13 protein-coding genes are annotated in these 21,182 nt (G+C 70.5%); 8 read left to right on the top strand and 5 right to left on the bottom strand.

The window, feature by feature from the left end; all coding sequences use genetic code 11:
• The first annotated feature begins 291 nt into the window (after positions 1 to 291).
• The 6 genes from AB0J74_RS23855 to AB0J74_RS23830 all read left to right on the top strand — a co-directional run bounded on the left by AB0J74_RS23855 (position 292) and on the right by AB0J74_RS23830 (position 6,400).
• Positions 292 to 1,860: a protein kinase family protein gene (locus tag AB0J74_RS23855; protein ID WP_363451431.1), complete on the top strand. Its 1,569-nt coding sequence runs from the start codon at positions 292 to 294 to the stop codon at positions 1,858 to 1,860.
• A 106-nt stretch (positions 1,861 to 1,966) separates the two neighbouring features.
• Positions 1,967 to 2,608, top strand: coding sequence for an RNA polymerase sigma factor SigM (gene sigM / locus AB0J74_RS23850; protein ID WP_363451735.1), 642 nt, complete (start codon positions 1,967 to 1,969; stop codon positions 2,606 to 2,608).
• Positions 2,608 to 3,576, top strand: a complete 969-nt coding sequence (locus AB0J74_RS23845) for a hypothetical protein (RefSeq protein WP_363451429.1) — start codon at positions 2,608 to 2,610, stop codon at positions 3,574 to 3,576. The genes sigM and AB0J74_RS23845 overlap by 1 nt, the downstream gene beginning before the upstream one ends.
• Positions 3,577 to 3,694: 118 nt before the next feature.
• Positions 3,695 to 4,648: a thioredoxin-disulfide reductase gene (trxB, locus tag AB0J74_RS23840; RefSeq protein WP_363451427.1), complete on the top strand. Its 954-nt coding sequence runs from the start codon at positions 3,695 to 3,697 to the stop codon at positions 4,646 to 4,648.
• A gap of 99 nt (positions 4,649 to 4,747) precedes the next feature.
• Complete coding sequence (gene trxA, locus AB0J74_RS23835; RefSeq protein ID WP_363451425.1) at positions 4,748 to 5,071, top strand: thioredoxin; 324 nt, start codon at positions 4,748 to 4,750, stop codon at positions 5,069 to 5,071.
• Between the two features lie 144 nt (positions 5,072 to 5,215).
• Entirely contained in the window at positions 5,216 to 6,400 is a 1,185-nt protein-coding gene (locus AB0J74_RS23830; protein WP_363451423.1) for an N-acetylmuramoyl-L-alanine amidase, read from the top strand.
• Between the two features lie 862 nt (positions 6,401 to 7,262).
• Here AB0J74_RS23830 and AB0J74_RS23825 read toward each other — a convergent pair.
• Entirely contained in the window at positions 7,263 to 7,919 is a 657-nt protein-coding gene (locus AB0J74_RS23825) for a GNAT family N-acetyltransferase (RefSeq protein WP_363451421.1), read from the bottom strand.
• A 264-nt stretch (positions 7,920 to 8,183) separates the two neighbouring features.
• On the opposite strand from AB0J74_RS23825, the gene AB0J74_RS23820 reads away from it, so the two are divergent.
• Both AB0J74_RS23820 and AB0J74_RS23815 read left to right on the top strand, forming a co-directional pair.
• Positions 8,184 to 9,500, top strand: a complete 1,317-nt coding sequence (locus AB0J74_RS23820) for a PLP-dependent aminotransferase family protein (protein WP_363451419.1) — start codon at positions 8,184 to 8,186, stop codon at positions 9,498 to 9,500.
• A gap of 8 nt (positions 9,501 to 9,508) precedes the next feature.
• Positions 9,509 to 10,471, top strand: coding sequence for a D-alanine--D-alanine ligase (locus AB0J74_RS23815; RefSeq protein WP_363451417.1), 963 nt, complete (start codon positions 9,509 to 9,511; stop codon positions 10,469 to 10,471).
• On the opposite strand, the gene AB0J74_RS23810 is transcribed toward AB0J74_RS23815, so the two are convergent.
• The 4 genes from AB0J74_RS23810 to AB0J74_RS23795 form a co-directional block, all read right to left on the bottom strand.
• Positions 10,468 to 10,977: a GNAT family N-acetyltransferase gene (locus tag AB0J74_RS23810; RefSeq protein ID WP_363451415.1), complete on the bottom strand. Its 510-nt coding sequence runs from the start codon at positions 10,975 to 10,977 to the stop codon at positions 10,468 to 10,470. The genes AB0J74_RS23815 and AB0J74_RS23810 overlap by 4 nt on opposite strands.
• 4,213 nt (positions 10,978 to 15,190) lie before the next feature.
• Positions 15,191 to 16,165 (bottom strand): hypothetical protein, encoded by a 975-nt coding sequence (locus tag AB0J74_RS23805; protein WP_363451413.1) that lies wholly within the window; start codon positions 16,163 to 16,165, stop codon positions 15,191 to 15,193.
• Positions 16,166 to 16,400: 235 nt separating this feature from the next.
• Positions 16,401 to 17,513: a ParB/RepB/Spo0J family partition protein gene (locus AB0J74_RS23800; RefSeq protein WP_363451411.1), complete on the bottom strand. Its 1,113-nt coding sequence runs from the start codon at positions 17,511 to 17,513 to the stop codon at positions 16,401 to 16,403.
• A complete protein-coding gene (locus AB0J74_RS23795; protein ID WP_363451733.1) occupies positions 17,510 to 18,625 on the bottom strand; it encodes an AAA family ATPase in 1,116 nt (371 codons plus the stop codon). Before AB0J74_RS23795 ends, AB0J74_RS23800 begins: the two co-directional genes overlap by 4 nt.
• Positions 18,626 to 21,182 lie beyond the last annotated feature (2,557 nt).

Genomic DNA, 21,182 nt, shown 5'->3' with positions numbered 1-21,182 from the left:
CGTGGCCTTCCCCGGGGCGGCGGCGACGCGCCGAACGAGAAATCGTACCTTTTTCGGGTTCTGAACATGTCGCCGCAAAGGCTGATTTGGCGCTGTTTGCAGTGCTCAGGCACTCGGAAGAGCACCGCATAACGAGGGAACATGGCCTGTGGCGGTGTGGTCCCTCCCAGGTAAGGTCGCTCCCGACAGATGCGCCGAGCCCCTACGCTATTGGGGTGGCGCCGCCCTTCGGTTTCACACGGGGCGCAGCGCGCTGCCCACGGGTGACTGCGAGACGGCGAGCGAGTCAGCATGACGAGCGAGAACAGCACCGAAGGAGGACCGGTGACCCAGGTCGGCGAGGGCCAGGAGGCCGACGAGGCCACACCTCCCGTGCTGACTGTCGGGGCACCACACGTCGGTGAGGTGCTCGCGGACCGCTACGAGCTGGCCGAGCACATCAACGACGACGCTGCCGGCCGACAGGTCTGGCAGGGCATCGACGTGGTGCTGCGCCGGCCGGTCGCGGTCGTGCTGCGCTACCCCGGCGGCGACTCGGCCCAGGAGATGCTCCAGGCCGCGGTGACCGCCAGCCGGGTGATCCACCCTAACCTCGCGGGTGTCTACGACGCCATCGACGAAGACGGCCGCGCCTACGTGGTGCGCGAGTGGATCGACGGCGAGGCGCTCCGCCAGCTCGTGGTCGAAGAACCGCTCGACGCCGAGCGCGCGACCTCGATCGCCCACTCGGTGGCCAGCGCGGTGGCCGCCGTGCACGCGACCGGCATGGTCCACGGCAACGTCCACCCCGGCACCGTGATGGTCGCCGACGACGGCCGGGTCGTGCTCGCCGACGCCCGCGCCACCGAGGGCGACACTCCCGACACCGATGTCCGGGCGATCGGCGGCATCCTCTATTTCGCACTCACCGGGCATTGGCCGCACGCCGAGGTCGGCCCGTCGTCGCTGCCCGACGCCGTCCGCGACGGCTCCGGCGCGATCGCCGCGCCGCGGATGGTGCGCGCCGGCATCCCGGCCTACCTCGACGACCTGACCATGGACCTGCTCGACGACCGGTTGGCCCTGCCGTCGGCCGACGTGCTGGCCGCCGAGCTCGACCGGCTCGACGTCGCCGCCGACGAGCCGTTCATCGTCGACGCCGGGCCGCTGCGCTTCTCGGCCACCGAAGAGGGCCTGCCCGACCACCCGCCGGCGACCCGGCGCAAGCTCGTGCTCGGGGTGGCCAGCCTGCTGGTCATCGCCACCGTCGGCCTGCTGCTGGGGATCAGCGTGCTGGCCGACCGCGGCGACTCGTCCGGGGATGCCACGCCCGGCCCGGGTGTCGCCGCGACGGGCAGCGCCGCGCCGAGCGGCGCGAGCACCGAGCCGGCCGCACCCAAGCCGGTCGCGCTCACCAAAGACCAGGTCCGCATCGTCGACCCCGAGGGCGACCGCACCGAGCTGACCGACGCGGCACTGATGGTCGACGGCAAGCGCGACACCGCGTGGGAGAGCGACACCTACAAGAACCTGCCGTTCGGGCCCAAGTCCGGGATGGGCGTGCTGATCAAGCTGGCCGAGCCGACCGCCGTCACCTCGGTGCAGGTCAACCTGTCCGCCACCGGCGCGTCGGCCGCGCTGTTCACCGGCCAGGGCGACACCGGCTCCACGCGCGTGGGCGACCAGCGGATCCTCGACACCTACAAGACCCGCATCGGCGAGCCGCTGGAAAACCACGAGGCGACCACGCTGACGTTCCAGGGCTTCGAGCCCGACCAGAAGCATCAATACCTGCTGATCTGGTTCACCAAGCTGCCGACCACCACCGACGGCCGGTTGCGGCTCGAGATCCAGGAGATCACGGTCCAGGCACAGGGCTGATCGTCACCCGCGCGAGATAGCGCGGCGACGATAAGGTGCAGCCGTGACCGCCGGCCGGCGCGACTCCGCCGACCCCGAACCCCTCGACGCACCTGACGACGAGGCGCTGCTGCGCGCCCATGTCGACGGCGACCCGCAGGCCTTCGCCGAGCTTTTCCGGCGGCACCGCGATCGACTGTGGGCGGTCGCCCTGCGCACGCTCGGCGACCGGGAAGACGCGGCCGACGCGCTCCAGGACGCGCTGCTCTCCGCACACCGGGCCGCGCCGCGCTTCCGGGGTGACTCGGCGGTCACCACCTGGCTGCACCGGATCGTCGTCAACGCCTGCCTCGACCGCATCCGGCGGCGTCAGGCGCACCCCACCGTGTCGCTGCCCGACGGCAGCACCGACCCCGACCGGCCCGGTCGCGTCGAGCTGGCCGCGCCGGCCATCGACCATGACACCGCCCTGGTGGTCCGCCAGGCGTTGACCCGGCTGCCCGAAGACCAGCGGGCGGCGTTGCTCCTGGTCGACGTGCAGGGCTATCCGGTCGCCGAGGCGGCCGTGCTGCTCGGCGTCGCGGAGGGCACCGTGAAGAGCCGGTGCTCGCGGGGGCGGGCACGATTGGCGATGCTGCTCGGGCACCTGCGACCACGCGCGACCGGCGCCGGCGTGCCGTCCGACACGGCACGGAACCGGCCGTCCGGTGCCGACGTCCGATCAGTGTCAAGCGGTCCGGTGCCCGACAGCGGCGGGGAGGGGGTGTGATGAGCGAGCCTGATTTCGATCTGCTGGCCGACTATGTCGGCGGGGCGCTCGCCGGCACTCCTGACGAGGCGCGGGTGGCGGCTCTGATCGCCACCGATCCGGATTGGGCCGCGGAGCACGCATCGCTGGTCGCGGCGCTCGCCGCCACCGCCGACGACCTGGCCGTGTTCGCCGGTGAGAGCGCCGAGCCGATGCCCGACGAGGTGGTCAGCCGGCTGTTGGCCGCGCTGCCGCCTGCACAGGTGGCCGCGCCCCAGGCCCCGGAGCCGCACGCCCCGGCACCCCACGCCGCACCCCATCCCCCGGCACCTCGCGCCCCGGCGCCGCGCGTCGCCGCTGGCTCCCGGCGCCGGCCGCGCTCCGCCCGGCCGGCGGGCCCGAGTCGGGCCCGGCGCCGGTCGCGCTGGCTGACCTGGGCCGCGCCGGTGCTGGTCCTGGTCGCGGTGGCGGCGCTCGGCGGGCTCTGGATCAACGGCTCGGTCGACGGGCTCACCAGCACGACGGCCAACGACTCGGGTGCCGATGCGGCGGCAGCCCCGGCCCCGGCGGCCGGCGCCGGGGTGGCCATCCCGCGCTCCGCGAGCGGGCGTGACTACACGGGGCAGACGGTCGCCGGCGGTTTCTTCGGCGGCAGCGCGCGATCGTTGCTCACCGGTCCGACGCCGGGCCCGATGGCGGCGCAGGACAACTCGACGGAGAGCGCGCCGACGGCCAAGTCCGGTGTCCACGACCGGACGCTGAGTCGGCTCGACGCGCCGGCGGCGCTGCAGGTGTGCGTCGACGCGATCGCGGCGGCCAACGGCTCGGGGCCGATCACGGTGGAGACCGCTGACTACGCCACCTTTGACGGGCGCCCGGCGGTCGTGGTGTTCTTCACAGACGGTGCTGGGGTCCGCTGGGGCTGGGCGGTCGGTCCCGATTGCGGACTGGCCGGCACAGACGAGTTGTTCCACGCCCGAGTAGGGTGACCAGCACAGCTCAGGACAGACCGGACGCGCGGCGTGAGGTTGTCCACGCACGGGAATCCGCGGCTCGTACCATGACGTTCTGCCTGGTGCGAGCAACGCATATCTTCGGGAGACGGCAGTGGACGACGTCCGCAACTTGATCATCATCGGCTCCGGTCCGGCCGGTTACACGGCCGCGGTCTACGCCGCCCGCGCCAACCTGAACCCCCTGTTGATCGAGGGTGTGCAGTCGGGTGGCGCGCTGATGACCACCACAGAGGTGGAGAACTTCCCCGGCTTCCCCGACGGCATCCTGGGCCCCGAACTGATGGACGCCATGCGCAAGCAGGCCGAGCGGTTCGGTGCCGAGTTTCTGACCGACGACGTGACCCGGGTCGAGCTCGCCGACAGCGGGCAACTCGGCTCCGGCGTGACCCAGGCGGTCTACGTGGGCGAGACGGTCTACCGGGCCAAGGCGGTCATCCTGGCCACCGGGTCGGCTTGGCGCCCGCTCAACGTGCCCGGCGAGCAGGAATTCCTCGGTCACGGCGTCTCGTCGTGTGCCACCTGTGACGGTTTCTTCTTCCGCGGCCAGGACATCGTGGTCGTCGGCGGCGGCGACTCGGCGATGGAGGAGGCCAGCTTCCTCACCCGCTTCGCGGCCAGCGTGACGATCATCCACCGCCGCGACTCGTTCCGGGCCAGCAAGATCATGGCGCAGCGCGCGCTGAGCAACCCCAAGATCAAGGTCGAGTGGAACTCGATCGTCACCGAGGTGCTCGGCGAAGACGGCAAGGTCACCGGCGTCAAGGTGCACAACGTCCACCACAACCAGGTCAAGGAGCTCAAGGTCGCGGGCGTCTTCGTGGCGATCGGCCACGACCCGCGCAGCGACCTGTTCCGCGGCCAGATCGACATGGACGAGAACGGCTACGTCAAGGTGGCCGCGCCGACCACGCACACCAGCCTCCCGGGCGTGTTCGCGGCCGGCGACCTGGTCGACCACACCTACCGGCAGGCGATCACCGCGGCCGGCACGGGCACGTCGGCGGCGCTCGACGCCGAGCGGTTCATCGCCGCGCTCGAGGTCTGATCTTCGGCTGGGCGTGAGTCCGGACACGACATGCCGCCGGGCGTACCCGGAAACTACATACTCAATTCAGCATTCGTTGGCCCGGAGGAGGGTTTTCAAGTGGGAGCAACCAAATCGGTGACGGACGCCAACTTCGTCAACGATGTCCTGCAGGCGGACACACCCGTGCTCGTCGACTTCTGGGCCGAGTGGTGCGCGCCGTGCCGCAAGGTTGAGCCACTTCTCGAAGAGATCGCCAACGAGATGGGCGACAAGGTCCGCATCGTCAAGCTCAACATCGACGAAAACCCGGAGACGGCCCGCGCGTACCGCGTGATGTCGGTCCCGACCCTGACCGTCTTCAGGGGCGGCGAGCCGGTGCAGTCGGTCGCCGGCGCACGCCCGAAGGGTGACCTGGTCAAACTCATCGAGTCGGCCTTCTGATTCACGTTTCGCGACGGCCCCCGCACCCACCGGATGCGGGGGCCGCGTCGTGTGTGCCCGCCGTCTCCTGATCCTTCCGGCCCTGGCCAGGCAGCCACGATAGGCTCCGGGAGCGCGGCTCGTGTCACCCGGAGGAGGTAGTCCGTGCGTGTTGTCCGACGTGGAGACCGTGGTCCCGCGGTTACCGAGATCCGAGGCATCCTCGTCGGCCTCGGGTTGATCCCGGGCGCACACGCCACCTCGCCGGGCGAGGAGTTCGAGTCCACCGACTTCGACGAGGCGACCGAGCGGGCGGTGCGGGCGTTCCAGCAGGGCCGTGGCCTCAGCGTTGACGGAGCGGTCGGTGCCGAGACCTGGCGCGCGCTGGTCGCGGCCCGTTGGCGGCTCGGCTCACGCACCCTCTACCAGGCCATCCCCGACCCGCTGACCGGCGAAGACGTCCGAACCCTGCAAGAGCGACTGCTCGAGATGGGGTACGACGTCGGCCGCGCAGACAGTGTCTACGGCGCCCGCACGGCCCGGGCGGTGGCCCAGTTCCAGCGCGAGGTCGGGCTCGCCCCCGACGGCGCCTGCGGCCCACAGACCATGCACGCCCTGCGCCGCCTCGGCCGCAAGGTCATCGGCGGTCGACCGCAGTGGCTGCGCGAGTCCGACGCGTTCCGCCACTCGGGCCCCAACCTGGTTGGCAAGACCGTGATCGTCGACCCCGGCCACGGCGGCCCTGACCCCGGTGTGGTGGTGCCCGAGGGCGCGCTGCGCTGGACCGAGGCCGAGTTGGCCTATGACATGGCGGCCCGGCTCGAGGGCCGGCTCGCGGCCGCCGGAATGCGGGTCCACCTGACCCGCGGCCCGGCCCCGTCCGGCGAGCTGACTGACCTGGAGCGGGCGCAGTTGGCCAACGAGCTGGGCGGCGACCTGTTCATCTCGCTGCACATCGACGGCCACGCCAACCCCGAGGCCGACGGCGTGGCGACCTACCACTACGGCACCAACCACGGCGCCGCGTCGACGGTGGGTGAGCGGCTGGCCGGGCTGGTGCAGCGCGAGATCGTCGTGCGTACCGGCTTGCGCAACTGCCAGACCCACGCGAAGACGTGGGAGCTGCTGCGGTTGACCAAGATGCCGGCGGTGCGGGTCGAGGTTGGTTATCTGACTTCGCCGCAGGACCGGGCCAAGCTGGTCGATCCCCGATTCCGCGACCAGGTGGTCGAGGCGGTGGTCGCCGCCGTGCAGCGGATGTACTACCCGATCGACCAGGACGTGCCTACCGGCTCGATCGACGTGCGTGAACTCCGCGCCGCGATCGCCGCCGCCGCGGCGCCGGCGTGACCGCTCCACGGTTCTGGTTGTCGGTCGCCGGTGCGGACTCAACGCGCCCCCACAGAGGCCGTTGCCGCAACGATGCGACACCTTCCGGCTGAGCACGCCAACAACTTCTTCGCTGGTGTCGCCAGCCGTTGCCGCAACGGTGCCGCCGGCACGCGGGGTCAGCAACCTTCTCGCTAGGGTTCCCAGCCGTTGCCGCAACGCACGGACGCCAGCAACTCCTTCGCTGGGGTCCCCAGCCGTTGCCGCAACGGTGCCGCCGGCACGGACGCCAGAAACCGGGTCGCGTGGTGGCGTCACCGCGATGCCCATTGCCGCACTGCAACGATGCGCCGACCCCTCAAGCGGAGGGTGCCCCCTCGGCGACAGCCGTTGCGGCAAGCACGCGGACGAGGGCATCTCGGCCGGCGCCGCAACCGTGCAGGCGGCACGGACGCCAGCGACCGGGTCGCGGAGTGCGTCGCCGCGACACCCATTGCCGCAACTGCAACGATGCGGCAACCCCCCTCAAGCGTCCTGTGGTACCCGTCCGCGGCAGCGGTTGCGGCAACCACACGGTCACGGCCTCAACCCCGACGTCCCGGCCCGCAACCGGTCGCCGACCGTTGCCGCAACCCGCAGTCAACACTCCCGTTGCCGCAAGCCGCGGTCAACACCCCGGTTGCCGCAAGCCGGGGTCAACACTCCCGTTGCCGCAACCCGCGGTCAACACCCCTGTTGCCGCAACCCGCGTCAACGCCTCCGTTGCCAGGACCAGACGGCGGCGCAGTCGCGTGGCCCTGGTAGCGACGCGTCAGCGGTGGTCCCCGGCGGGAGCGACGTCGTTTCGCCGACGGACCCGGGACAGTTTTGGGATGTTCCCGTTTCAGCTGTTGCTCGCCCTTGTTGCCGGGCGGACAGGCCGCAGGATGCTTTCCGGGCTCATCGAGCCGAGGAGCTTCTCCAGGGCGTATTCGACGTCGGACTTCCACGAGAGTGCGGTGCGCAGTTCGAGGCGGAGTCGCGGATAGCGCGGATGCGGGCGGACCGTTTTGAAGCCGACGGAAAGGAAGAAATCGGCGGGGGCCAGGCAGCCTGGCTCGTCGGGGAGGTCACCGAACTTTGCGTCGCCGAAGGCCTCTATTGCCTTTATGCCGCGTTTGACCAGGTCGCGCGCCACGCCCTGGACCAGCATCCGGCCCAGGCCGCCCCCGGCGAAGGCGGCGACCACGTGGGCGTTCATCAACAGGGCGGCGTCGGCCGAGACCGGGGAGGTGGGGAACGCCATCGAACGTGGGACGTACGCCGGCGGGGCGAACAGCACGAAGCCGGCCGGCATGCCGTCGACGTAGATCAGCTTGCCGCAGGAGCCCCATTCCAGGAGGGTCTGCGAGACCCAGGCCTCCTTTTCCAGGCCCGGGTCGCCGGCGGCACAGGCGCGCTCGGCTGATACCGGATCGAGCTCCCAATAGACGCATTGCCGGCAGGGGCGCGGCAGGTCTTCCAGGGTGTCCAGGGTGAGACTGACCAGGCGACGTGACATTGCGGAACCTCGAAAACCGCTCGGTTGCCTAATTCACGGTTATCGGAGCACGGTGGAAGTCGCGTGCCGCCCGCCTGCCCCAACCAGCGATCGTACGCCGGAACCGTGCAGGACGGGAGAGGTCGGACATCGCGGGTCGCGGCGCTGACCTGCCGGAGGACCCTGGATTCCGCGATATGGACTGCCCGCCGGTAACCCGAAGGTGGCTATCGGGCCCTCGGTCTACCATCAACCAACCAGCAGAGCCCGAAGGCGAGGTAGGGCATGACCGGGACGACGCTCGACGACTATACCGACCGCTATGCGCGGCGGGTGCGCGGCATGACGGCATCGGAGATTCGAGCTCTGTTCGCCGTCGCCAGCCGCCCCGAGGTCGTCTCGCTCGCCGGTGGTGCTCCCTACATCGCCGCGCTTCCGCTCGACGCCGTCGGGGAGATGCTCGGCAGCCTCGCCGCTGATCATGGGACCAGCACGCTGCAATACGGGATCGGGCAGGGCACACCCGAATTGCGCGAGCGGATCTGCGAGGTGATGGCGCTCTCCGGCATCGACGCAGCCGCCGGCGCTTCGCCGGACGATGTCGTCGTCACCGTCGGGGGCCAGCAGGCCCTCGATCTTGTGTCCCGGCTCTTTCTCGACCCCGGCGACGTGGTGCTGGCCGAGGGGCCGACCTACGTCGGTGCGCTGGGCGCCTTTCAGGCCGCGCAGGCCCACGTCGTGCACGTAGCGATGGACGACGACGGGCTGATCCCGTCGGCCCTGGAGGCCGCGATCGCCGACGTCGCCCGCTCCGGGCGGCGGGCGAAGTTCCTCTACACGATCCCGACCTACCAGAACCCGGCCGGCGTCACGTTGACCGACGAGCGGCGCGACCAGGTGCTCGACATCTGCGAGCGGGCCGGCCTGCTGGTGGTCGAAGACGACCCCTATGGGCAACTCTCCTTCGACGGCGAGGCGCCCGCGCCGCTGCGTGCCCGGCGACGCGAAGGTGTCTTCTACCTTTCGACGTTCTCCAAGACGTTCGCCCCCGGCCTGCGGGTCGGCTGGATCTTGGCGCCGCACGCCGTACGCGAGAAGCTCGTGATCGCCTCTGAGTCGCAGATCCTGTGCCCGAGCGCGTTCGCGCAGGCGGCGGTGACCACCTACCTGTCGACGATGCCGTGGCGCGAGCAGATAAAGACCTACCGCGAGGTCTACCGGGAGCGCCGCGACGCGCTGCTGGAGGCGCTCACCGACCTGATGCCCGAAGGTACGACCTGGACCCGCCCAACTGGCGGCCTGTTCGTCTGGGCGACCCTGCCACCCGGCCTCGACTCGAAGGCGATGATGCCGCGGGCGATCGCGGCCCGGGTCGCCTACGTTCCCGGCACCGGCTTCTACGCAGACGGCACCGGCGGCAGCAACATGCGGCTCAACTTCTCGTTCCCGGCGCCGGAGCGGATCCGCGAGGGCGTCCGACGGCTCGCCGGGGTGATGGAGCAGGACCTGGCCATGCGGCAGGTGTTCGGTGCCATCAGCGCCGTGGCCAACCGCCGCCGTGGGCAGGCCGGATCCGACACCCCCGGTCCCGACTTGGCATGATCTGACTTATGAGCGGCACCGATCTGCGCGTCCTCGTCCTTGCCGGCGGGTTGTCCTACGAACGGGATGTCTCACTGAAGTCCGGTCGTCGGGTGATCGACGCGCTACGCGCGGCCGGCATCGACGCCCAGCAGCGCGACGCCGACGTGTCGTTGCTGCCGGCGCTGCGTTCCGATCCGCCGGACGCGGTGGTGATCGCCCTGCACGGGGCGACGGGCGAAGACGGCTCGTTGCGCGGTGTCCTTGACCTGTGCGACGTGCCCTACGTCGGCTGCGACGCGCTCGCGTCCCGGCTCGCGTGGGACAAGCCGTCGGCGAAGGCGGTGCTGCGCGAGGCCGGCATCCCGACACCCGATTGGGTGGCGTTGCCGCATGACCGGTTCTCCGAGTTGGGCGCCGTCGCGGTGCTGGAGCGCATCGCGTCGCGGTTGGGGCTGCCGTTGATGGTCAAGCCGGCCCAGGGCGGTTCCGGCCTGGGCGCGGCCGTCGTGCGTGACGAAGGCTCCCTCCCGGCGGCGATGGTGGGTTGCTTCGCCTATGACTCCACCGCGCTGGTCGAGCGTTATGTCACCGGCATGGACGTCGCGGTCACCGTGATCGACCTTGGCGACGGGCCCCAGGCGCTGCCCGCTGTTGAGATCGTGCCGCGCAATGGGGTGTACGACTACGCGGCGCGCTACACGGCCGGGCTGACCACGTGGCACACGCCGGCGCGCCTAGACGAGTCGGCCGCGGCCGTGGTCGCCGAGACGGCGGTGGCGGCACACAACGCACTGGGTCTGCGTGACCTGTCGCGCGTCGACATGATCGTCGACGAGTTCGGTGCGCCGCATGTTCTCGAGGTCAACGTCGCCCCGGGGATGACGGAGACGTCGTTGATGCCGATGGCGATCCAGGCCGCTGGGTTGGACTTCGGCAAGGTTCTCGCGGCGATGGTGTCGCGATCGGCGGGGCGGGCTTCCCTGAGCTAGGTCGTGGGTCTGCGCATGCACACGCGCGGCCAGCGGGCAAGGCCGTGGGCGGCTTCCTGTTCGCGTCTGGCTCGCAGGCCTGGGCCGATTTCCTGCTCTCCGAGGGTGTGGAAGCCGCAGCGCTCGTAGTACGGGGCGTTCCATGGGACGTCCCGGAACGTCGTCAGCGTGAGGCCCGGCATGTTCTTGCCAGCCGCGTGTTGCGCGGCGTGGGTGATCAGCTTACGGCCGATTCCCTGCCGGGCGTGGTTCTGGTGTACGGAGAGCTGCTCTAGGTGGAGATTGCCGTCGAGCGGTTCCGCGAAGAGGTAGGCGACCACCTCGTCGGCCTCGGTGGTAGCGACCCAGGCGACGCCGGCGCGTTGGTAGTGGGTGAGCTCGGCGGACGATGGTGGGTCGTCGTCGGCGATCTCTGGCATGCCGATCGCGCGGAACAGTTCGCCGGCGGAGCGCTCGATCTCTCGTAGCCGCGCGAGATCGTCGGACCGCGCGTCTCGTATCCGCATCCTCAGATTCTGAGGCTCCTTCGTTTCACGTGAAACGGGTTTTGGCGATGTGGGGCTCTGTTCCCAGTCCCGCCCGCCATAGACGTAGATCGCCTCCTCCATCCGCCGGCAGAGGTCAGCGGCCGAACGTGGTTTCTCGTGATCACGGGTGGGGTGGCCTGAGGATTGTGGGACGCGATGCGCCAGCGGGCTGCGAGGGTCATCCGCGACACAGGTCTTGCGTGTTGGATGCATGTGCTTGCGGTGCGGTGCTTCGCGCAGGGCCGCGGCCGACCGCCGTCGCCGTCTTCAGAGAGCGACCGCACCTGGCGCGTTGCTGACGGTGGCCTGCGGTAGCGGTGCCGGTCGTGACACTTCCGTGGAGAAGGCAGAGGCGAGGACGCTGAGGGCGAGTGGCAGCGACGCTCGGATCGCGGCCGGGAGTCGGCAGGATTCGCTAGCGGTGTCTCGTCTCGGTGGATCCAGAGGGACAGTCCGCGCCTTTGCCACCGCGAGCAGACGGCGTCGGACGTAATCAGGCCGGGCCGCCGCGGCGTCGATTCAGTGCGGTACGTCGGTGCGACTCCACGCCATTCCTGGTGTCGACGCCGCCACGAAGACCGGGTAGCTCCAAGTCCGCAGTCAAGGCAGGCCGAGCCGGCGTCCGTCCACCACCGCGCCAGCGGACGACGTTGGTGAACGACCGGGTCGTGGCCGACGCGGCCGCGCATGCGGCTCGGACCGAGGGCCAGGCGCCGATCGAGTCCGGTGGGTCACCGAGCCGAGCTTGCGCGTTTCACCGTCCTGCCGCCGCTGTCGCCACTGTGTCTGCGGCTACGTCACGAGGCCCGAGAGGCAACGCCTCTCCGGGCGGGCTGCACCTCTTCGGTCCTGGCGTGCGGTTCGCGAAGTCCGCCGTGTGCCTTCGCCTGCAGCGGTTGCCGGTCGCCTCGGCTTGTCAGCGACCGAGCGCCTTAACGCGTCGACCACCGCCGCACGCGGTTCCTGCTCTCTGGTAGCTAGGTCGCCCAGGTCGGCCGACCGGTAGGAGATGAGGCGGACGCATCGCCAAGGAGGCGGTACAACCCACGCTCTGCCGAAGCGGCGGTCGCGGCGACTCGTAGGCGCGGGACCGATGTTTCACGTGAAACCCTCTACCCGTCCACTGAGCAAGGCTCCGATCGGAACGGTCACCGGTGAGACACGGCTCCGGCGTTCCGTGAGGTCCGCTCCAACGGATCCAGCTACCCGGGGACGGCGATGCGCGAGCGAGCGTCGTTAAATCAGCGGCGAAGGCGACGACAAACTTTCGGAGCCCGACCTCGCGTGCGCAACCGGGAGTCCCGGCCGTATCAACCGTTGGGCCGGCCGCAGGCGAAGAGTTTCACCGGCGTCGACAACGCCCACGCGCAGTGGCCGCGAGCGCCGCAGCGAAGTGGTCCCCGGGGCTGCCCACACCGAAAGGCGCTAGGAGCGCCTGCGCCCTGGAGAGTGCGGCGAGCTCGCCAGTTCACGATCCATCAACCCGGAGATGGTCTTGCGACAGTGAGCACGGTCGACTCTTTCACCGTCGCCACGTCACATCGCGGGAGGCTGCCTGGTTAACGGTCGAGGCGCGTAACCGGCGGCCAGGGCTCGACCATCGTGGCCGCGCGGATCGGTGCCGTCCCGGATCTCCTCGCCCTTCGCGCCTGAGGGCCGGGCTGGCGCGGCCACTGATCGCGTTTAGCGATTTCCAGAGGCTGACGGGATCGTCGAAACCAAGCGCGTTGAACTCGTTACGAATGGACTGCCTTCTGATGCGCAGTCGTCGGGTGCACGCAGACTGGGCCCCGCGCGTCGGAGGCATCGCAATCCGCGAACGCCTGGAGACGCCCGCGGCCGTCGATCAGCTGCAGTGCCGTCGTCTTCGTGTGGCCGTACATCGTCAGCCCGCGCCCTACTTCCTCACAGTGGCGTCCGCGCCGGTGTTGGTCGTGTTGGCGACCTCGTCGCTGGAGACATCGTTCCACTGCGTCGCGATCTCGACCCATGCCCTGCTCCTCGCCACCGAACTCCGTCACCGGACGTCCCGTGTCGGTGAACGTCGTCCCGGTCGGCAAACCGGCCGGCACGCCCTCGCGGGCGACCCGCCGGCGGAGCGTGGCGACCACCGACGGCCGGCCGCCGTGCCGGGTCGCGGTGGGGGTGAAGCCGCTGTGGGCCAAGCGTTCCGTTCGCTCGTGGGCATTGACCAAGGCTCGTTGAACGTTGCCACCTGTTGCGGTCAACGGATCACGAGCGAGTGGCCGCCTGCGCAGCAATCTGGACCTTGCTGTTTCACGTGAAACGACGCGCGTCGTCGAGTTGCTCGAAAGTGAGGCCGCGGATAGGCAAGTGGCGTCGCGTCTCGTCGATAGGCCTCCGTTCGCGGTAAGCCAATCGGCCGATCGAGGCTAGGCCCGGCGCCGTCGCTGACCACGCGACTGATCGCCTTCGCGGTTCAGGCACCGCCTCAATCAGAAGCGACTACCGAATTCGGTCGATCCTTCTGCCAGGCAGCTACGTACGGACGGCAGCGACTCGTGCTGCGTCGAACACGCTCAGGGCGGCCTCCACGGTGCTGTTCTATGGCGGCGAGGGGCGCCTGGTATGGACGGCCTCCCCGCCCCGCCGCCTGACCGTGCGCGCCGAGGGCGGCCTGGCCCGCGGACCGGCGTAGCACCGCTCGGCGCTCAACCGACTGGGCAGCCGACCTTTCGTAACGACTGCGGCGCTGAGACCGTGCAAACAGCTTTCGGCCACGTACTGTGGGCCTGGGGCCGCCCACGGTGCGGGCTTCCCGCGCGCTGCCTGTGCGGCCCGCGCCGAGCGTCGCGCTTCGCCCTCGGCCGGAAGGCTGTGGACAGTTCTTGCATCAGCCTCCGCTGGCCCATGAGTAGTCGTTACGTCGAAGGCCTGGCTCGATCAGGTCGGTGCCGCCCAATGGTCTCGCCTAGGACGGACTTCCTGTTTCACGGGAAACCGAACGGACAACGCTAGATCTCGGGGCCGACCGCGCCGACCATCAATTGGTCAGATAGCGACCCGGACGCACTCCGCCGCCCGACGTGCCCATCCCGCCGGTCACGGGAGACTGACACAGCTAACGGCAGAGCTCACCACCATCGGGTCTGGAACCGCCCGATTCAAACGGTCACCGTGTCCGGCGCCGACGAGCGCACGCTGGACCCCGCAGCCAAAGAGGCTTAGTCAGATCAGGCCGGGCGATCGCCAGCGCTCGCACCGGCTCATCAGACCGCTGTCGCTCGAAAGATCGGTAACCGGCATGTCGCCCACGCGAACGGTGTCCGGCGGTCCTAGACCCTTGACGCTCGCCGGGCAGGTGCGCCCGACCCCCGGACCCCGCAGAGGCTCGACGAGACCGGCGACCTCGACGGCAAAAGCGACGGCCATCACAATCGCGACAGCAACAGCAACGCCCGATCCTCACCGCACCATCACCGCGACCTTGACCTCGACCGCGAGCCCCAACCGCGACCGCGAGGCCCAACTGCCACCGCGACACCCGACCGCCACCGCGACACCCGACCGCGACCCCGTACCGCCACGCCACCGCGGCGCCCGAACGCCACCGCCACCGCGACGCCCGAACGCCACCGCCGCCACGCCCGACAGCGACCCCCGACCTCCACCCGCCCGCCACGGCGACGCCCGAACGCCACCGCCACCGCGACGCCCGAACGCCACCGCCACCGCGACGCCCGAACGCCGCCGCCACCGCGACGCCCGAACGCCGCCGCCGCCACGCCCGACAGCGACCCCCGACCTCCACCCGCTACCGCGTCGCCCGACCGCGACGCCCCGACCGCCGCCCGACCGCCACGGCGACGCCCAACCGCCACCGCGAGCCCGACCGTGACCCACCGCCACCGTGACGCCCGACCGCCGCCACCGCGACCCCCGCCGCAACGCCCGACCGCGACGGCGAAACCCGACCGTCGCGGCGGGTTAGTGCCTCCGCTCATTGCCCCCATGCGAGAGCGGTCCAGCGGTCCACACCCTTGACCGTTGCCGACAACGTGCGGCGATCCGGAGGCTCGCCAACGCTCGACAGCGTCAGCCGGGAACGCCAACCACTCGCAGTGCCCTGCCGGACGATGCCATCACCAAAGTGCGCACCGTGTTTCACGGGAAACCAAAGAGCGCACCAGAGTCCGAAGACCCGGTGCGCTCCTGATCGAGCCGAAAGACCCTACGGCTGAGCCGGATTCCCAGAGCCCGCCACCACGACCGGACCCGAAGCACGCTTCGCCCCATCGGCCGCCGACGCTGCGTTCCCGCCATTAGGCCCAGCCCCACCCGACCCCGCAGCCGCCGCCTCAAGCCGCGGCTCCTTTTCAGCCCCAGCAGGCTTAACCGCGGGCGAGCCCACTGCGCCCCCCACCGCGCCAGCCCCGCCGACCGCCGCCCGCCCATCACCGACAGGCTGAGCAGGCACACCCACCGGAGCAGGGCCCGACTCACCCGCCGGCGCGCTGTCCGAGCCTTCAGGCGCCTCCGCGATCGCCACCGACAGTGGCTCCGCCTCCGCCTCGATGGCGGCCGCCACAGCGGCCGGCACCGACTGAGGCGTAAGACTCGACGGCGCCTGCCACTCGATGTGCGGCGGCTCGGCAAGCGCCGTACCGCCGAACTCGGCCAGCCACGCCGCCACCAACGCCAGGTTCTCCCGCCACACCGACTCGGCGATGGGCGGCAGGATGTCGTCCCACAGCGACAGGAACGTGCCGCGGAGCTGAAGCTGCCCGTATGGCCGTGCCAGGAACCACATGTGCAGGTGTGCCGAGCTGTCGCCCCACCGGTTGACGTGCACGCGAGCCACGCCGTCGAGCGACCGCACCGCGCGCTCCAGGCGGACCGTCATCACCCCGAGTTCGGCCGCCAGGAGGTTCGGGAGGTCGCCAAGGTCCAGGTGTGACCGGGCCTCGAGGATGAGCACCATCGGCAGGCCGGTCGGCCGCTCCATCGCCCGCACCCGCCAGCGTTCGCTCACCCAGATGTAGGCGTCGTCCGGGGTGTTGCACGCGACGCAGTCGGCCGCGTCTTCGCCCTTGCGGCGCGGCTCGGCGTCGACGGGGGTAGCGAGCTTCTTGACGCGCAGATCGCCTTCGAATGGGAACGAGGGCCACTTGGTGTACGCGGGGACCGAGTCGGGGGAGTGAGGCACGAGGGTGACCCTATCGGAGGATGCGGGCCTCCGTCCTTCCCCATTTCGGGCGGTCGAGGCCCGCTCTCCACTCGTTCATCCACAGGCTGACAACGCCTCCCACACGGGGTTTCGTGGTTTCACGGGGGTGCCTGTGGACAACGCCTGTGTAAAACTTCTGGCACCCGTGGAGGGGGTTTCACGTGAAACGGCCGCGAACCCGAGCGGGGTTCGCGGCCGTTGAAGCGAGACAGACTTACTCCGACCGAGCGTCTTCGTTCATCCCGATGATCCCGACGATGCGCTCGAGGTCGTCGACCGTCGCGAACTCGATCGAAATCTTGCCCTTGCTGCGCCCGAGTTCGACCTTGACCCGCGTGTCGAAGCGATCTGACAACCGGTCGGCGAGGTCCGTGAGAGCCGGCGCGACCGCCTTCACGCGCCGCTTCGCCGGCGACGACGCCTTGGCCGGACCATCCGACAGCGCCAGCGTCACCAACTCTTCGGTCGCTCGCACCGACAGCCCCTCGGCCACGACGCGGTGCGCGAGGTCCTCCTGCGCCTGGACGTCATCGAGGCCGAGGAGCGCCCGCGCATGCCCGGCAGACAAGACACCAGCCGCAACCCGACGCTGTACGACCGCCGGCAGGTTGAGCAGCCGGATCGTGTTCGAGATCTGCGGGCGGCTCCGGCCGATCCGGCGCGCCAGCTCCTCGTGCGTTGCACCGAACTCGTCGAGCAGCTGCTGGTAGGCCGCCGCCTCTTCCAGCGGGTTCAGGTTGGCCCGGTGGATGTTCTCCAGCAGTGCATCGCGCAGCATGGCGTCGTCACGCGTGTCACGAATGATCGCCGGGATGGTCGTGCGCCCGACCGCCTGCGCGGCCCGCCACCGGCGCTCGCCCATGACGAGCTCGTAGCGCCCGTCTTCGTCGGTCTCCCGTACCACGATCGGCTGCAGGAAGCCGACCTCCTGGATCGAGATCTTGAGCTCGTCGAGCGCCTCGTCGTCGAACACCGACCGCGGCTGGCGCGCGTTGGGCACGATCGCGTCGACCGGCAGCTCCGCGAAGCGGGCGCCGGGAACAGGCGCGAGGTCCGGACCAGGGTCGCTCGGCACCGGCGCGGCGACCTCCGCCGTGGGCGTCGGTTCAGGCGCTTCTTCGGGTACGGGCGGAGCCTGCGCCGGTTCCTCGGCGGGCGGCGCCGACACCTGTGGGGGCGCCGGCGTCGCGCTGGCCGGAGGAGGAGGCGGTGGCGCCTCGGTCTGCGCCGGCGGTGGCGCGACCGCCACCGACGAAGTCGGGGTCGGAGCAGTCGGTATCAGCGCTCCGAGTCCGCGTCCAAGACCGCCCCGCGGACGGTTCTTCATGCCTTGCCTCCCTTGACACCACGCTCGGCGATCTCCTGGGCCGCCTCGAAGTAGCTGGTGGCGCCGCGCGACCCCGGATCGTAGGTCATGACCGACTGGCCATAGCTCGGCGCCTCGGAGACCCGGACGTTGCGGGGGATGACAGCGCGCAGCACCTTGTCGCCGAAGTGGTTGCGCACGTCCTGCTCGACGGCGTCTGCCAGGCGGGTACGGCGGTCGTACATGGTCAAAAGAATCGTCGAGACGTCGAGCGTCGGGTTGAGATGCTGGCGTACCAAATTGATGTTGTTGATCAATTGGTTGAGGCCCTCCAGCGCGTAGTACTCGCACTGGATCGGGATCAGCACCTCTTGCGCCGCGACGAGCGCGTTGACGGTCAGGAGGCCGAGCGACGGCGGGCAGTCGATGAACACGTAGTCGAACGTGTCGGGGTGCGCGGCGATCGCCCGGGATAGGCGGGACTCGCGCGCGACCACCGAGACGAGTTCGATCTCGGCGCCGGCGAGGTCGATCGTCGCGGGTACGCACCATAGGTTCGGAATGCCCTCGACGGCCTGGGCGACGTCCGAGAGCGGCACGTTGTCGATCAGGCAGTCGTAGACGTCGGGGATGCCGGCGTGGTGGGGCACGTTGAGCCCGGTCGAGGCGTTGCCCTGCGGGTCGAGGTCGACCACCAGCACACGGTTGCCGTGCAGCGCGAGGCCGACGGCGAGGTTGACGGTGGTCGTGGTCTTACCCACCCCGCCCTTTTGGTTGGCGACACACATGATCCTGGTGTGATCCGGGCGCGGCATGGTGATCTCACCGCTCGGGTTCAGGATCTGTACGGCGCGCAATGCCTCCATGGCCAACGGTGGATCGTCCTCTTCGCGCGTCGGGGTTTCACGTGAAACGTACGCGTCGGTCACCGCATCCTCCGGGATCGCCTCGGGCGCCGCGGCGGGCGTGTCTGTCCGAGGCTCTGCGGGCCGGGGCGGGGCAACGTCGACCCGATCCGTGCTGGGGGCAGGCTGTGGGCGTGGTGCCGGAGCCGGGGGGCGCTCAGCCACGTCTGGCCGGCCCGGATAGGCGCCACTGGCGCCGGTGTCCGGGCTAGAAAATGGTACGGCCAGGGGTACGCGGGGCGCTGCCCCGGGGCCGTCCGCGGTGGCATTCACCGGCCCGCTCTGTCCACTCTCGACACGCGGGTGTGGCAGGCCGTGGTCGGGGACCTGTGCGCGCCCGCCGACTGCCCAACCGTCGGGCCCGGTTTCACGTGAAACATGAGGTGCTGTCGCGCCGGGGTCGTGGCTGCCGTTGTCATGCACGGTGTCGTCCCTGTCCGCTCGGGGTGTATCGGCTTCGCCGAAGCTCGAGGCAATCGCATCCGGCGGCAATATCACCTCGGCCGCCTCGGCCGGGGCGGTGCGCGTCTGGTCCGCCGGCGCGGGGGAGTGGACTCCCGCCGCGCGCTCTGCGCTATTGCCGCGCGGCCAGCCTACGGCCGAACTCCGTTCAAGGCCACGGCCGTTCGGGCCCTCGGTGCTTTCGGTACCCGAGTGTGGAGGGACAAACACCAGGAAGCCGTCAACTAGCCGCAGGTAGCCACCCCGCCGAGGCGTCGCAACCGGCGGCCAGCCCGTACCACCCACCGGTACGCGACGGGAACCTGACACGCCGCCGCGCTTGTTGGCGCCTTTCGCGCCCGGCTCTGCAGCTTCGATGGGCGACTCGTCCACCTGCGACGGCTCCGCCGGCCGAGGTCGCGGACCCTTGTTGCCGGGTCGCGGCGACCGGCCGCTGGCCTCGGAGCGCGCGTCATTCCTGGGCTTTGGCCGCATTTCGGGCGCAGCCTGCCGACCGGCGTCTTCTTTCGACGAAGCGGCCGCTCTCGACACCGACGGCCGCCCCCGCTCGGGGCCGCCGTTCCGAGGATCGTCGGTCCGATCCACGGAGTTCATTGGCTTACGTGCCGCGTCGCCCGTTGTGTGCCGGCGGTCCGCACCGCTCGGCTCCCCGTCCCACATAACCGAACCAGACACCGCAGAACCTCGACTCGAATCGCGCGATCCTCTTCCACCATCTGATCCACCCGACTCGCCCTTGCCACGAGTCGGGCTGTTGCCGGCGCCCCGGCGTTGCTGCTTAGACGCGCCACGCTGTTTCGCGCCGCCCGCGCCAGCGGCCCGCGGCCCCGGGGTGGCAGCGGTGGCAGCCTCTCCATCGGCGTCGGCCTGGCGTCCGCTGGCGCTGCCCCTTGCCTCACCATCCACGACGACGGCGCTTCGTCGAGCGGCCTTGGGAAGGCGTCGCCCGGACGAGGCGCCCGCGACGTCCACATCGGCGCTGCGATCTGGCTCTGGCTTGGCAAGCCGCCGCCGGGAAGCGGCGACCGCGTCCGCGGCACCAGCGTCCACGTCCGGTCGCGCGGACTTGGCCAGCCGCCGCCTCGGAGCAACGGCCGCGCCCTCGTCACGAGCCGCGGCATCCGACCGCCCAGAGGTAGTCACGCGCCGCCGCGAAGCAGGGGCCACGCCCTCGCCACCAGCCGCGGCATCCGACCGCGCAGACCCGGCCAGCCGCCGCCGCGAACCAGGGGCCACATCTGCGCCCGCAACCTCCGCATCCGACCGCCTAGACTTGACTACCTGCCGGGAACCAGGGCCCGCCCCCTCGCCACCAGCCTCCGCGTCCGGCCCAGCGGAGCCAGTCAGGCGCCGCGGCGACGCAGGGGCTGTCGCCTCGCCACCAGCCGCCCCATCCGACCGCGCAGAGCTATTCACGCGCCGCCGCGAAACAGGCGCCGCGCCCTCGCCACCAGCCGCTCCATCCGACCGTGCGGAGCTGGCCAGTCGCCGCCGCGAACCACGGGCCATATCCGCGCCCGTAACCTGCGCATCTGACCGCTCGGACCTGACTGCCTGCCGGGAACCAGGGACCGCGCCCTCGCCACCAGCCTCCGCGTCGGGTCCCGTGGAGCTGGTCACGCGCCGCGGCGAAGCAGGGGCTGTGGCCTCGACAATCGCCTTCGCATCCGACGGCGCGGGCTTGGTCAGCCGGCGACTCGACGCAGGGGGCACGCCCTCGCCACCAACCTCTGCATTCGATCGCACAGACCCAACTACCCGCCGCGGACCGGGCACCGCCCCCTCGTCAGCAGCCTCCGCGTCCGGTCTCGCAGAGCTGGCCACCCGCCGTCGCGTAGTAGAGGCCGCCTTCGCGGCACCAACCTCCGCAGCCAATCCGGGGGGCTTGGGAACACGCCGTCGCGAAACAGGCGCCGCCTCCGCGCCACCAACCTCCGCACCCGCTCGCCCAGGCTCGACCAGGCGTTGCTGCGAAACGGGAACCGCGCCCTCGCCACTGATCTCCGCAACCGATCCGGCGGACTTAGCCACACGCCGTCTGGAAGCAGGGGCCGCCTCCGCACCACCAACTCCCGCAGCCACTCGCCCAGACCCGACCAGACGTCGCTGCGAACCAGGCACCGCGCCCTCGCCACCGACCTCCGCATCCGATCTCGCAGACCTAGCTACAGGCCGTCGCGAAGCAGGGGCCGCCTCCGCGCCACCGACCTCCGCATCCGATCTCGCGGACCTAGCTACAGGCCGTCGCGAAGCAGGGGCCGCCTCCGCGCCACCGACCTCCGCATCCGATCTCGCGGACCTAGCTACAGGCCGTCGCGAAGCT

Source organism: Asanoa sp. NPDC049573 (assembly GCF_040676615.1).
Lineage (GTDB): Bacteria > Actinomycetota > Actinomycetes > Mycobacteriales > Micromonosporaceae > Asanoa.
Note: the sequence above shows the minus strand (reverse complement) of the source record. Positions and strands in the feature narration are given on the sequence as shown.

Coding starts and splice junctions, on each gene's coding strand:
- AB0J74_RS23855 (WP_363451431.1), top strand. CDS start 292: ATGACGAGCGAGAACAGCACCGAAGGAGGACCGGTGACCCAGGTCGGC.
- AB0J74_RS23845 (WP_363451429.1), top strand. CDS start 2,608: ATGAGCGAGCCTGATTTCGATCTGCTGGCCGACTATGTCGGCGGGGCG.
- AB0J74_RS23825 (WP_363451421.1), bottom strand. CDS start 7,919: ATGTCACGTCGCCTGGTCAGTCTCACCCTGGACACCCTGGAAGACCTG.
- AB0J74_RS23820 (WP_363451419.1), top strand. CDS start 8,184: ATGACCGGGACGACGCTCGACGACTATACCGACCGCTATGCGCGGCGG.
- AB0J74_RS23815 (WP_363451417.1), top strand. CDS start 9,509: ATGAGCGGCACCGATCTGCGCGTCCTCGTCCTTGCCGGCGGGTTGTCC.
- AB0J74_RS23810 (WP_363451415.1), bottom strand. CDS start 10,977: ATGCGGATACGAGACGCGCGGTCCGACGATCTCGCGCGGCTACGAGAG.
- AB0J74_RS23800 (WP_363451411.1), bottom strand. CDS start 17,513: ATGAAGAACCGTCCGCGGGGCGGTCTTGGACGCGGACTCGGAGCGCTG.